The sequence below is a fragment of the Idiomarina sp. genome, from assembly GCF_019431395.1.
In the GTDB taxonomy this organism is placed as follows: domain Bacteria; phylum Pseudomonadota; class Gammaproteobacteria; order Enterobacterales; family Alteromonadaceae; genus Idiomarina.
Window position 1 is genome coordinate 2,327,612 of the sequence record NZ_CP080268.1, and the last position, 12,276, is coordinate 2,339,887.

At 48.5% G+C, this 12,276-nt stretch carries 12 protein-coding genes; 4 read left to right on the forward strand and 8 right to left on the reverse strand.

Going from position 1 to position 12,276, the window contains the following annotated elements:
• Positions 1 to 11: 11 nt before the first annotated feature.
• Positions 12 to 833 carry a serine O-acetyltransferase gene (gene cysE / locus KZ771_RS11245; protein WP_290653531.1) on the forward strand — a complete coding sequence of 274 codons (822 nt, stop codon included), beginning with the start codon at positions 12 to 14 and terminating at the stop codon, positions 831 to 833.
• Here cysE and KZ771_RS11250 read toward each other — a convergent pair.
• From KZ771_RS11250 to KZ771_RS11260, 3 genes are all read right to left on the reverse strand, one after another.
• The gene (locus tag KZ771_RS11250; RefSeq protein WP_290653533.1) at positions 817 to 2,388 is read right to left on the reverse strand and encodes a PAS domain-containing methyl-accepting chemotaxis protein; all 1,572 of its coding nucleotides are present in this window, start codon (positions 2,386 to 2,388) and stop codon (positions 817 to 819) included. The two genes, cysE and KZ771_RS11250, sit on opposite strands and share 17 nt — an antisense overlap.
• A gap of 150 nt (positions 2,389 to 2,538) precedes the next feature.
• Complete coding sequence (locus KZ771_RS11255; RefSeq protein WP_006954095.1) at positions 2,539 to 2,745, reverse strand: cold-shock protein; 207 nt, start codon at positions 2,743 to 2,745, stop codon at positions 2,539 to 2,541.
• A 180-nt stretch (positions 2,746 to 2,925) separates the two neighbouring features.
• Positions 2,926 to 3,471: a hydrolase gene (locus KZ771_RS11260; protein WP_290653535.1), complete on the reverse strand. Its 546-nt coding sequence runs from the start codon at positions 3,469 to 3,471 to the stop codon at positions 2,926 to 2,928.
• 195 nt (positions 3,472 to 3,666) lie between these two features.
• On the opposite strand from KZ771_RS11260, the gene purE reads away from it, so the two are divergent.
• A complete protein-coding gene (gene purE / locus KZ771_RS11265) occupies positions 3,667 to 4,158 on the forward strand; it encodes a 5-(carboxyamino)imidazole ribonucleotide mutase (protein ID WP_290653537.1) in 492 nt (163 codons plus the stop codon).
• Positions 4,155 to 5,240 (forward strand): ATP-grasp domain-containing protein, encoded by a 1,086-nt coding sequence (locus KZ771_RS11270; protein ID WP_290653539.1) that lies wholly within the window; start codon positions 4,155 to 4,157, stop codon positions 5,238 to 5,240. The genes purE and KZ771_RS11270 overlap by 4 nt, the downstream gene beginning before the upstream one ends.
• On the opposite strand, the gene KZ771_RS11275 is transcribed toward KZ771_RS11270, so the two are convergent.
• The 3 genes from KZ771_RS11275 to KZ771_RS11285 are packed head-to-tail and all read right to left on the reverse strand — an operon-like array spanning position 5,237 to position 8,768.
• A complete protein-coding gene (locus KZ771_RS11275; RefSeq protein WP_290653541.1) occupies positions 5,237 to 5,890 on the reverse strand; it encodes a dienelactone hydrolase family protein in 654 nt (217 codons plus the stop codon). The genes KZ771_RS11270 and KZ771_RS11275 overlap by 4 nt on opposite strands.
• 20 nt (positions 5,891 to 5,910) lie before the next feature.
• A complete protein-coding gene (locus KZ771_RS11280; protein WP_290653543.1) occupies positions 5,911 to 6,735 on the reverse strand; it encodes a prephenate dehydratase domain-containing protein in 825 nt (274 codons plus the stop codon).
• A complete protein-coding gene (locus KZ771_RS11285; protein ID WP_290653545.1) occupies positions 6,735 to 8,768 on the reverse strand; it encodes a S9 family peptidase in 2,034 nt (677 codons plus the stop codon). Before KZ771_RS11285 ends, KZ771_RS11280 begins: the two co-directional genes overlap by 1 nt.
• Before the next feature lie 133 nt (positions 8,769 to 8,901).
• On the opposite strand from KZ771_RS11285, the gene alr reads away from it, so the two are divergent.
• Complete coding sequence (gene alr / locus KZ771_RS11290; RefSeq protein ID WP_290653547.1) at positions 8,902 to 9,999, forward strand: alanine racemase; 1,098 nt, start codon at positions 8,902 to 8,904, stop codon at positions 9,997 to 9,999.
• On the opposite strand, the gene KZ771_RS11295 is transcribed toward alr, so the two are convergent.
• Both KZ771_RS11295 and KZ771_RS11300 read right to left on the reverse strand, forming a co-directional pair.
• Positions 9,965 to 10,522: a hypothetical protein gene (locus KZ771_RS11295; RefSeq protein WP_290653549.1), complete on the reverse strand. Its 558-nt coding sequence runs from the start codon at positions 10,520 to 10,522 to the stop codon at positions 9,965 to 9,967. The two genes, alr and KZ771_RS11295, sit on opposite strands and share 35 nt — an antisense overlap.
• A 183-nt stretch (positions 10,523 to 10,705) precedes the next feature.
• Positions 10,706 to 12,241, reverse strand: coding sequence for a leucyl aminopeptidase family protein (locus KZ771_RS11300; RefSeq protein WP_290653551.1), 1,536 nt, complete (start codon positions 12,239 to 12,241; stop codon positions 10,706 to 10,708).
• Positions 12,242 to 12,276 lie beyond the last annotated feature (35 nt).

A 12,276-nucleotide genomic window follows, 5' to 3' on the forward strand; every position in this document is an offset into this window, starting at 1 on the left:
GGGAGTGTGCCATGGCATTTTTTAGTGGTATCAGGGAAGACATCAACAGCGTTTTTGACCGGGATCCGGCGGCCAGAAATACCTTTGAGGTGCTATTTAATTACCCCGGGCTTCATGCGATTTGGTTTCATCGGTTTAGCCATAAATTGTGGTGCTGGCGTTTATATTGGTTGGCACGCTTTGTGTCGAACATCGCGCGGTGGCTAACAGGTGTTGAAATACACCCGGGCGCCACGATAGGGCGTCGGTTCTTTATTGATCATGGCATGGGCGTCGTTATTGGCGAAACTGCGGAAATTGGTGATGATGTTACGCTTTACCATGGCGTGACATTGGGTGGAACCAGCTGGAATAAAGGCAAGCGACATCCAACACTAAAAAATGGCGTTGTGATAGGTGCGGGAGCCAAGGTTCTTGGCCCGTTAACCGTCGGCGAGCAAGCGCGTATTGGCTCAAATGCTGTTGTGGTTAGAGATGTTCCTGCTAAAGCGACCATGGTAGGTATCCCCGCGAGAGTTGCAAAATCGGGCGTTGATAAGGAAACCTCTGAGCGTAGAGAGAAAATGGCCAAAGCATATGGCTTTGATGCTTATGCGATAGCCGCAGATAATCCAGATCCGGTTGCCACTGCTATTGGACGCATGCTGGACCATGTGGACGTGCTTGATCAAAAGGTTTCTGACCTATGTAATGCGGTGAACAAGTTAGGTGGTGATGTCTGCGGTGAAATTCCTAAAGTGGATGTGCAGGACGTTGAGTTTTTAGAGGAAACAGCCCGCGCAGCGGAGCGACGCGAGCATTCACAAAAAGCCGAGATCAATTCTTCAGATTAAAGCGCTCGATGAGCTCATAAAGTTGTTTGACGGTGTCCTGGAGTTGTTGGCTTGAGGACTCCGTCTGTTCAGACGTATGTTGAGTCTGCTTCGCTATGTCAGAGATGTTCGTTACCTGTTCGCTAATGTGCTCTGCAACACCGCTTTGCTCCTCGACAGCTGACGCCATCTGTGTGGACATATCGGCAATTTGTTCAATCGAACGTGCTATCTCTTGTAACGCCTCATCGGCTTTACGTACTTTTTCTACGCCATCTGCTGCGGTCTGTTCGCCCTGTTTTGATACATCAACGGCATCCTTGGCACGTTCGCGTAATTTAGCGATTACTTGGTGAATACTATCGGTAGAGTCTGTCGTACGGGACGCGAGATTACGAACTTCGTCAGCAACGACTGAAAAGCCGCGACCATGCTCGCCAGCACGAGCCGCTTCAATCGCGGCATTCAGTGCTAATAAGTTAGTCTGATCTGCTATCGATGAAATTAGGTCAGCTGCTTCGCCGATGGCGCCAGTGGACTGGTCAAGCGCTTGTACCGTCATTGCAATCTGCTCAACGGCGTGGTGTAGACCTTCTATCACTTCACTTGCTTCGCGAGCTAAGGCAACACTGCGATCCACATTTTGGCGCGCAAAGTCGGCCTGGCTCGCATTTTGTTCTACGGTACCGGCGACTTCTTGAATTGCCGTTGCCATTTCATTCATGGCCGTTGCGGTTTGGTCGGTTGCTTCGGTTTGTCGGTCGACCTGGGCATGACTTTCTCTTGCCTGTTTTTGCGTATCTTCCGCAACTTTTAAAATACCACCAACAGCATCTTTTATGCGCGTCAGAGCGGTATAATTTCGGGCTGCTTCGCTGTGTAACAGCATGGACAACTGTGCTTCACGCCCGTGTGTAGCAAAATAAGTCATGCCGACAAGCTCGGAATCAAATGCTTCAGGGCGACTATCTAAAAGCCGCTGCATCATAGAACTAACATAGCGGCCATACAGTGCAGAAGACAAAGCGGTACCTGCGAGAGTAACCATAGCTGGCGTCAGGCCTGCCAGAGTGCCGACTACCGCGGTTGCGATAAGGCCGGGCACGGCAACGGGAGATAAGTCGCGAGTACTATAGGCAAGGCGTTTAAGCCAGGGTAAAGGCGCCTGACCATTGTTGATGCGCTCATAAATTGCCATGGCTCGCTGCTTACGTTCATCTGTGGTTGGTACACGAACCGACTCAAAACCTCTGGGCTTACCGTTTTCCATAATCGGTGTTACGTAGGCACTTACCCAGTAATGGTCACCATTTTTAGCACGGTTTTTGACTAAGCCCATCCAGGGCTTGCCGCGCTTGATGGTTTTCCACATATTTTCGAATACGGGCCCCGGCACATCGGGATGACGCAGGATGTTATGTGGCGAGCCAATTAGTTCTTCCTGCGAATAGCCACTAATATCCACGAAATCTTGGTTACAGTGCGTTATAACCCCTTTTAGGTCAGTTGATGATACTAACCGGTAGTGTGCGGGAATTTGTTTTTCTTTTTGTGTAACCGGACCGTTATCTTTCATAGCTACTCGTTAAGGCAATGCCGATAGATTTATTTGAATCAATACTGCTTATTATCGGCTAAAACCTTACAAAGTTTAAGTCTATTAGGCATAAAAAAACGCCGCACTGAAATCAGCGCGGCGTTTTTTAGAATTCTTTATTACGCGTTCTTACATAGGAACAACGTTTTCAGCCTGAGGACCTTTAGGACCTTGTGCTACGGTGAAAGAAACTTGTTGGCCTTCAGCCAAAGTTTTGAAACCGTCAGCTTGGATAGCGCTGAAGTGAACGAATACGTCCGCGCCATTTTCTTGCTCGATGAAACCGAAGCCTTTTGCTTCGTTAAAGAATTTTACTTTACCAGTAGTAGTAGACATGCTGATATTTCCTCGTAGTGCATGTTAAAAATCAATTGCTCAGAAACTTAGGTATTACTTGGACTTACAAAACGAGGTACAGCATAGGAGGACTTCGTACACAAATCTCAAATCAATAGCCGAATTTTCTCAGCCCCCCGAGTATATACCCTGTGTTAAGCGTGTCAATGAAAAGTCAAATTATTTCAACCAGTTTCGACTAATATGCCGGAATGTGTCGGTACCTGACTTGTGCAACCACTCAAAAGCTGCCATTTCGGAGGTGATAATTTCGACGTTATTGTCGCGCATACGAGTAATCGCAGAGTCTTTATCGTTTGGCCGGCGCGACCCGACACAGTCCGACGGCAAGAAAACCTGGTAGCCTTCCTGTTTCATTTCAATCGCTGTTTGTAACACACAAACATGGGTTTCCATGCCCATTACCACAACTTGTTTTTTGTCGTAGTCACTTAATACATCGCGAAAACTTTGTTCTTGCATCGCACTGAAGTTTGTCTTCTCGACAACCCGGGCGGACTCAATAATTTCCTGCAGCGCAGAAACGGTATAGCCCAGCCCCTTTGGATACTGTTCCGTTATTAATACCGGGATATCCAATTGCAGTGCGATCTCTGCCAACCAACGCATACGTGACGTGACGTTATCGCGCTGGTGAATCGCTGGTAACAGTTTTTCCTGCGCATCGACAATCAATAAAATGGAATCTTTAGATGAGAGTAACATCGCGACCTCAGCGTTTTTAATCGTATTATCGATACCATACCTAAAATTACCAGTGAGTCTATAAGCGCTTAGTATTAATCACTGGATATCACATATGGTCAAAAATCCTGCAATTGATTTGCAGTTTAGCGCTCCTGTGGCTACAATTCCGTGCTTTTCAGACCTACGCAAACCGTACAATCTAAAAGGTGCTTCATGGCTTCTGTTCTTATTCTGATGGGCTCACAATCTGATTGGCCGACAATGCAAAAAGCGGCCTTGATGCTGGAAGAGCTTGGTGTTGACTGGGAGGCGAAAGTGGCATCTGCTCACCGTACGCCTGATTTGCTCAAGTTCCACATGGAACAGGCGGAAGCTACTGATACTAAAGTCGTTATCGCAGGCGCTGGCGGCGCCGCGCATTTGCCGGGCATGCTCGCAGCACATACCGCATTACCGGTTCTTGGGGTGCCCGTGTCGAGTAAACAGCTCAAAGGCCTGGACAGCCTATTGTCTATTGTGCAAATGCCGAAAGGAGTAGCGGTTGGTACTCTGGCTATTGGTGATGCCGGCGCTGCTAATGCGGGACTGCTTGCAGCACAGATAATTGGCTCATTTGATCAAAAAGTTCGTGATGCGGTGACTGCGTTCCGCGCTAAACAGCGCGACAAGGTTATGGCTAATGCCGACCTGGAGCTACCTAAATGAATATTTTAATTTTGGGCAATGGCCAACTCGGACAAATGCTCGGCAAAGCGGTCATTCAGCAAGGTCATCAGTGCATCTTATACAGCGATCGACAGCAACAGGTTATGCCATTAGCCAGCGACCAACCATTGCCGATGTCGCTGGATGAAGCAAAAGCTTGGGCTGATGTGGTGACATGGGAACACGAGCACCTGGGTGAAGCGCTGGTCGAGCAGACCCATGATAAATTTTTGATCAAGGCTGAACGATTTAATCAACTGACTGACCGGCGAACGCAAAAGTCATTGTGCGATGAGCTTGGAGTGCCAACATCACCCTGGCAAGCCTATCAGACAACTGATGAACTTAGAGATATTCTATCAAACTGCGATAAAGCGGTAGTCATCAAGTCAGCCCGGGGAGGCTATGACGGTAAAGGTCAGTGGCGCTGGAAGCCCGGGCAAGATGCCGACCCAATCATTCAGGAAGCCGGCCAACGTCCCGGAATTGTCGAAGACATGATTCCGTTTAGCCACGAGGTATCTGTGGTTGCGGCGCGTGACCACCATGGCGAGCAGCGCGGTTATCCATTAACGCTAAACGTACATAATGATGGCATCCTGGCTTACAGCATGGCCGGCGCACAACAGTTCACCGATGAACTTGAGGCATTAGCACAGCAATACCATCAAAAACTAACCGATCATATCGATTATATTGGTGTATTAGCGATTGAGTTTTTTGTGGTGGGAGAGGGTGAGAAACAACAACTGTTGGTAAACGAGATAGCGCCTCGCGTACACAACTCTGGTCACTGGACCATGAGCGGTGCTAATTGCGACCAATTTAACCTGCATATTCGTTGTATCACCGGACTGCCACTGCCCGAGTTTTTAGTCGCTCCCACATTAATGATTAACGCCATTGGCGTGGACGGATTGCCTGAAGTGTTATGGGAAGCATCAGCGGCTGACTGCCATTGGTACGGGAAAGCGCCTCGCCCGGGGCGTAAAGTCGGTCATGTTAACTTTATGATTGATACCTTTGAACGAGGAGAAAAGCTCGCCTCACAATGGTGTGACGAGCTGATTAAGTTGGCTTAAGCGAAGCGGTCAGCGAGCCAACGCTTCATATCTTCAACCTGCTCGAGACACAGAGAATGTGGCATCGGGTAGGTTTGATAGGTGACCGGGTAACCTCGCTGCGTTAATTCATCTACCGCTTTGCGTCCCAGAGACTCGGGCACGACCGGATCCTGGGTTCCGTGTTGTATCAATAACGGTAACTTGGCATTTGCCTTTGCCGGCTCTATGTCTGAGGCAGTGGCAAAGTAAGTGGAGTGAGCCATCAATCCGCCCAGCGCCTTAGGATACGTCAACGCAGCTTCGTAACCTACCGCTCCGCCCTGCGAAAAGCCCGCGATAATGATCCGCTGACTGTCGATACCTTTTTCTATTTGCTCATCTATTAATGCGTGGACTTCAGCAGCTGATTGCCGAAGTTGCTTGCTATCAATGGTTCGGTCGATGGATATGTCGGTAATGTCGTACCATGCCGGCATTACCATTCCCTGGTTTATAGTGACCGGTAACTGAGGGGCATTGGGAAATAGAAAACGGATGTTGGCACTGTCAAAACGCAAATGCTCAGTCATCGGTACAAAATCGTTGCCCGATGCACCCAGACCATGAAGCCAAATAATAACTGCATCGGCAGTTTGCGACGGCTCATGTTTAATGACATTTAACGGCATAGATACTCCTCTGGTTTGTGTTAGGCCGCTTTATAGCTTCCAAGCCAACGAATTTGATTCAATTTTGCTAGTTGTTCGAGCGCCTGTTTTACGTGGGGTTGTTCAGAATGACCATCAAAGTCTATAAAAAAGTGGTACTGACCAAATTTGCCGCCGGTGGGGCGCGAAACGATAGAGGTCAGGTTGATACCGCGGCTCGCAAATACCGAGAGGCTGTCAACGAGAAGGCCGGGATGGTCGTTGTCATCGACTAAAATAACACTACTTTTCCACTTGATATTAGCTTCGTAGTTGGCGTTAGCTTGTGAAGCGGATAACAAAATAAACCGGGTTTCGTTGTGCTCGATATCGGCTGCCGTCTTATGTAGCACTTTTAGCGACGTAGGACAGTCAATATGCGCCGGAACAATGGCTGCGGCGGGTGATTTACAGCGCAGTAGTTTATACAACGAGTCACTATTGCTGTTAGTGTGAATGACCGGTAGTGACATTGACTGAATGCACTGACGACATTGACCTGCAGCTACAAACTGCGCCCATAAATGCTCGGGTGAGTCATGGTTTGCAACTATTTTAAATGCGACAGGGAGTTTAGTTTCCGCAATAATTTGCAGAGGATGTCTAACCAGATGGTCAACCACCGGAGAGACAAAACCTTCGCTAAGGTTTTCGATAGGAACCAAGCCTAGCGTTCCTGGCGTAACTTGTTCAATGACGCTGAAAAGGTCATCCGCAAGTGAAATACTGCTCGTTAATCCCTTATTTTTAATGAGATCCTGCGCGGCAAGTTCAGAGAACGTGCCGGCAGGGCCTAATGTTACAATATCCATTGTAGCTGAGTTCATTAATCCTTTTTATACCTCTCAAACCACGCCAGCGCATGCTCGATTTTCGCGATCATATTCGATGGACGATAGGTTACACCATGTGACGCACCAGGTACACGCACCATTGCAGCATCCACCTTGCGCAGTTTTAACGCCTGGTAAAATTGTTCAGTTTCTGAAATCGGCGTACGGCGGTCATTTTCACCTGTGAATAGCATCACGGGCGTTTTCACGTTACCCACCAGCGATAGTGGTGAACGTTCCCAATAGTGTTCTAGCTCTTCCCATGGCATGCCCGGGAACTGGTTGTGAATTTGGCCCATGGAGCTGTCCGCAGTAAGCACTTTGCTAACCCAGTTAATTACCGGATTTGTCGCTGCAGCGGCGTTAAAGCGATCCGTCATGCCAACCGCATAAGCGGTAGCGATACCACCGGCGGAGCCCCCGGCAATGAAGAGGTTGTCTGCGTCAATAAATCCTTTATCGATCAGAGCATCGATGCCGCTCATGTGGTCTGCAAAGTCGTACGGAGATGAGTAGTTTCCATCAAGCAGCATGGCAAACTCTTTACCGTATGATGTGCTACCACGATGATTGACATATAAAACGACATACCCCTCTGCTGCATAACGCTGGTGTTCCGCCGCAAAGTGAGGGCCGTAAGACAGGTGCGGGCCACCATGGATCTCAAGTAATAGCGGGTACTCCTTGGTGCTATCGAAATTAGGCGGCGTAATGTACCAACCCTGAATTTTTGCGCCGTCATAACGGGACTCAAACTCAATTTTGTTGACTTTACCCAGCTCCCTGTAGGCCAGTAAATCTTCGTTCAGCGCGGTCAGGGACTTGCTGTTTTCGCCATCTTTCTGAAAACCGACATCGGCTGGTCGGTAGGCAGTTCCGCGAGTGTACGCGATAGCGCCATTTAAGGATGCACTAAAAGATCCCATGGTATAAGGCCGACTAACGTAGGTACCGCCGACATCATCAACCCGTCGATTAAGCTCATCATCCAGGCTTACTGATGCAATGACGTTTTTACCGCGATCAGCAAATTGAACCGCAATCTGGTCGTCACTGTTCCATTGTGGACTTGCGAAAGACCGGTCGAAATCCGCCTGTAGCTCGCGACTGGAGCGATCATCCCAATCCATTACCCATAATTGGTTTTTATGGTAGGGAACGGGCTCATTATTGCTGTGTAAATAGACCAGCTGTTCGCCACCGGGTGAGAACTGCGCTGAATGTTCTTCGCCGGGGATATCGGTAATTTGAGTAATAGACTTGTCGGCGAGCGCCACAGCATACAAGTCACTTTCATTAATTTGGTATGCCCAGTTTTCGCTACGATTACCGGAAAAAACGATATGCTGATTATCCTGCGTCCAGCTAAGCGGTCCCCGATGACTATATTCACCCTCGGTTAACTGGCGTGCAGAACCTCCGGTTGCCGGTACCACAAAGACCTGGCGATGGGCAGGGTCTAACACGCCTGCGCCATCACGCTGGTAATAAGCTTCTTCAACGATGATTGCTTTGTCGGCCCAATTAGCACCTTCTGGTCGTGTCGGCATTTTTACAGACTTAGCAAAGTCGGTCGCTGGGGCCTTTACGGACATCATAAAAGCGATGTGCTGATCATCATTCGACCAGCTAAGGCTTGAGGGTGATTCGTGAACATTGGTTACCTTGGCGACTTTTTGCTCGTCAAGCCAGTAAACATGGATCTGATTTTTTTCATTACGGTTTGATGTAAATGCCAGGCGACTACTATCGTTTGACCAACTCAAGCCGCTATAACTATGCCCGTCGTCAAAAATCGGTAATGATTCGCCGGTGCGCGTATCGACGACCCACAACGAGCGACGGGTGGAGTCTTTCATATCATCAAAACTATTGCGGATATAGGCGACATAGTTACCGTCAGGAGAAACGCTCACTTGATTGGCGTACTCCAACTGAAATATGTCTTCTGATTTAAATGTATCAGCACTGACTTGAGGTGCAACAACCCCCAAACTTACGGCGATTGCAGAAGCTTTTAGCCACATAATTAATCCCTCGTTTTTAACGTAAAGTTAGGGTTAACGTTACTCAAGCACGTGTCTAAGTGCAAAGACTTCCGTTAAACTCGGGGAAAATTGCGGTAAACTCATCGTTAACTGATAAAAAAGAACAGTAAAAATGAATTTCAGAACAACTCGCGCAGAGATCGATGTCGACGCCTTAAGTACAAATGCCAACTGGGTAAGACAACAAATTGGAACGGGTAAACTACTCGGTATCGTCAAGGCTGATGGTTACGGCCATGGCGTGGGCGCTGTTTGCGATGTGTTAGCACCCTGTGTTGATGCGTTTGGTGTGGGCTTTACCGATGAGGCCTTAGCGTTGAGAGACGCGCACACGAGTTCGGATAAACCTGTGCTGATTCTGGAAGGCTGTCAGAGTATCGCTGAGCTGGAAGTCGCTGCCGAGAATAATTTCTGGGTCGTAATTCATTCGCTCTATCAATTAGAGCTGTTGGAGCAAGCCAAGCTGGCGCGTCCACTGTGTGTTTGGTTAAAAATTGATACCGGCATGCACCGCCTTGGTTTAGAGCTGGCGGCAGTAGAAGGCTTTTTAGTGCGTCTGCGAAAGTGCAATAACGTCGCAGATACGGTGCTGATGTCGCACTTGGCAAATGCAGATTCAGGTATGCCGCTTAACCATTATCAACGCCAGCAGTTTGAGAAGATAAAACGGCAGAACAGTGGGTTTCAATTTTCTCTGCATAATTCTGCCGCACTACTCAACCCGCAATTACGCGGTGAAATTGGCGAAAACGATTGGGTGAGGGCGGGGTTACTCTTATATGGCGTTAACCCCTCCGCCGTGACCGAAGTTCAATCTGAGTTAAAGCCGGCTATGTCGTTAAAAGCTCCGATCATCGCCATTCATGAGCTTAAAAAAGGTGATTCAGTCGGCTATGGTAGTTCCTGGATAGCAGAAAAACCGTCCCGTATAGCGACTGTCGCTATTGGTTATGCCGATGGTTACCCCCGACAGTGTGGTAATGGCACGCCAACTGCGGTATGCAATAAGATTGCGCCTTTGGTTGGGCGGGTATCGATGGATATGATTACTATCGATATTACCGATATACCGGAGGCCTGCGTTGGAGATGACGTAGAGCTGTGGGGGGCGCGAATTGACGTGCGCGAAGTCGCCAATTACGCCGATACCATCTCTTGGCACCTTTTAACGGGGACTAGTGTTCGTGTCCCACGCGTCTATCGTGCTTAGCGTCTTGTGCTTCGAGAAAGTCATGAATGCGCGGAAGATTCCGTGCTACTGTTGCTTTAGTAGTGCTGGGGATATGTTGTTGCAGCGCCTCAGCTCGGTCTAACACTGTATTCCAGAGGGTGCCTCCGAGGTTATATTGTTGAATTGTTATTAGAGCACTCACCGCAAACATTAATGAGGCGGCCTGTGAGAACTGCTCGATATTATCAAAGCCCGCGTAGTCCAACTGTGAGCGTATCAAGCGGCCATGGTGGTTATCTGAGTGGTAGAACTCTAAAAATTTGTGATGTATTTTGCGGTAATCAAATTGACCTAACATTAGCTCCATAACCTCCTCTTGTGAGGGGATATGATAGGTTTCGCCTGGCTTAACTGAGTTGTCATAGAAGTCTGTTGGTAGCTGTACCCGATCATAGGCAGCAAGAATATTTTCGATATCCTCATCGCTCAGAGTTAAGTTTTGTTCGCCAAATGCGAACGGACTAATGACGAGAAAAATGATTAAGGTGATTACTTTTTTCACGATGGACTCCCCCAAAAAGCCACTAACATTAGTTGCCAAACTGACCCAAGTCGATGACACTCAGCGTATTAATTTGTCAGATATATATTAGGTAAGTGAAAGAAAAAATAATGAGGAAAGGTGGGAGTCGGTGAGAGGGTGTTGCGCGGCCTATAATTAATCAAGGCCGCGCAGTATAACCGGTTATTTATTGAGCTGATGTACCCATTCAGTCAATAACCGCACACCAAAACCCGTCGGTCCTGCCGGGTGAATACCGGTAGGGCTGCTGACCATAGCATCAGCGGCCATATCGATATGGATCCAAGGCGTGTCGCCGGCGAAGTGTTTAAGGAAGGCCGCGCCTGCCTGCGTTCCCGGAGAGCCAATATTACGGATGTCTGCCAGCGGGCTGTCGATAATTCCGGGATAACCGTCTAGAGGTAGTTCCCAAACCTTCTCATCGGTCACTTTTCCGGCTTCGATAATCGCCTGGCGTAAATCGTCTTCGCTGGCAAACATTGCCGCATAGCCTGTGCCCAAAGCGCCAACTTTAGAACCCGTTAGCGTGGCGATATTGGCGATAGCGCGTGGCTTAAATTTATCGTTCGCATACCAGTTACCATCACCAAGAATGAGTCGACCTTCGGCATCGGTATTAGCGATTTCGACTAAGGTCCCGTCACCGGCTTTTACCACATCACCGGGTAGCGTGGCAGAGCCGGAAATTAAGTTATGTGATAACGGCGCAATAGCAACGACATTGACCGGCGCTTGTTGTTTAGCTAATGCCATGACAGCACCGATAACCGCTCCAGCACCCGCTTTATCGGTTTGCATACGCAGTATTGAAGAGGAGCTGGTTTTTAAGTTATAGCCACCGGTGTCAAACGTATTGCCCTTACCGACTAATGCGATTGGCGCGTCGTCACTACCTTTATAATGGGCAGCTAAAAGATAAGAGCCATGTTGGCTACCTGCACTGACACTCTCCAGCAAGCCCATTCCCATTTCATTGACTTGTTCGGGGGTAACGACGGTAACGTCAATATCTAAGCCCTGCATCGCTTTTTGAGCGAGTTGAACGATAGCCTCGGGATAACCGTCACTGCCAGGCAATGCTGTTATGTCACGTGCTACAAAGACGCCTTCAGCAATAGCTCGATAGTCCTCGTAATGTTTCTCAGCAATGTCCGCTGACGCAGTTACAAAATGGTAATTGGTTTGTGGGCGAGCTTCGGCTTCTGATTGATAGCGATCGAAGCGGTAGTTACGTAAATCAATACCATGTGCCACTTGCGCACTAATTTCAGCAGCGATGCCCGGGTTTTTGATTAGACGGGTATCAAAAACAACATCGTCTAACTCCGGCTTTAATGCGGCAGCAATTGATGCGCCCAGGTTTTCAGCTTTAAAGCGTGATAACTCTGCTGGGTTACCAACACCGGCAAGCAATAAATGGTTAGCTTTAGTGCCGTCAGGCGCAACAAGTGTGATTAGCTGAGCTGCCGACCCGTCAAATGCTTCGATCTCAGCTGCGCGAGCGACCTGCTTGTTTTGCGCATCAGACCAGCCTTCTACAGCGATGGTGGTATTTTCAGGCACAAACAGAACGCGTGTAGCAGCGTCAGCGTTGTCGTCGGTAAAGCGTGTAGTTGTCGACAGGTAGTCGCTGGCAACAGCAGGTAATGCCAGCGCTGCTGACAAGGCAATACCCGAGAGTGTGCGTTGTATCGTCATCGTATTTTCCTTTAGTAATACACCGTTTAAATAAA

What these genes read in the sequence shown, in the direction of transcription:
- KZ771_RS11285 (WP_290653545.1), bottom strand. Translation starts at nt 8,768, where the DNA reads ATGTGGCTAAAAGCTTCTGCAATCGCCGTAAGTTTGGGGGTTGTTGCA.
- KZ771_RS11280 (WP_290653543.1), bottom strand. Translation starts at nt 6,735, where the DNA reads ATGAACTCAGCTACAATGGATATTGTAACATTAGGCCCTGCCGGCACG.
- KZ771_RS11270 (WP_290653539.1), top strand. Translation starts at nt 4,155, where the DNA reads ATGAATATTTTAATTTTGGGCAATGGCCAACTCGGACAAATGCTCGGC.
- KZ771_RS11275 (WP_290653541.1), bottom strand. Translation starts at nt 5,890, where the DNA reads ATGCCGTTAAATGTCATTAAACATGAGCCGTCGCAAACTGCCGATGCA.
- alr (WP_290653547.1), top strand. Translation starts at nt 8,902, where the DNA reads ATGAATTTCAGAACAACTCGCGCAGAGATCGATGTCGACGCCTTAAGT.
- KZ771_RS11250 (WP_290653533.1), bottom strand. Translation starts at nt 2,388, where the DNA reads ATGAAAGATAACGGTCCGGTTACACAAAAAGAAAAACAAATTCCCGCA.
- purE (WP_290653537.1), top strand. Translation starts at nt 3,667, where the DNA reads ATGGCTTCTGTTCTTATTCTGATGGGCTCACAATCTGATTGGCCGACA.
- KZ771_RS11260 (WP_290653535.1), bottom strand. Translation starts at nt 3,471, where the DNA reads ATGTTACTCTCATCTAAAGATTCCATTTTATTGATTGTCGATGCGCAG.
- cysE (WP_290653531.1), top strand. Translation starts at nt 12, where the DNA reads ATGGCATTTTTTAGTGGTATCAGGGAAGACATCAACAGCGTTTTTGAC.
- KZ771_RS11300 (WP_290653551.1), bottom strand. Translation starts at nt 12,241, where the DNA reads ATGACGATACAACGCACACTCTCGGGTATTGCCTTGTCAGCAGCGCTG.
- KZ771_RS11255 (WP_006954095.1), bottom strand. Translation starts at nt 2,745, where the DNA reads ATGTCTACTACTACTGGTAAAGTAAAATTCTTTAACGAAGCAAAAGGC.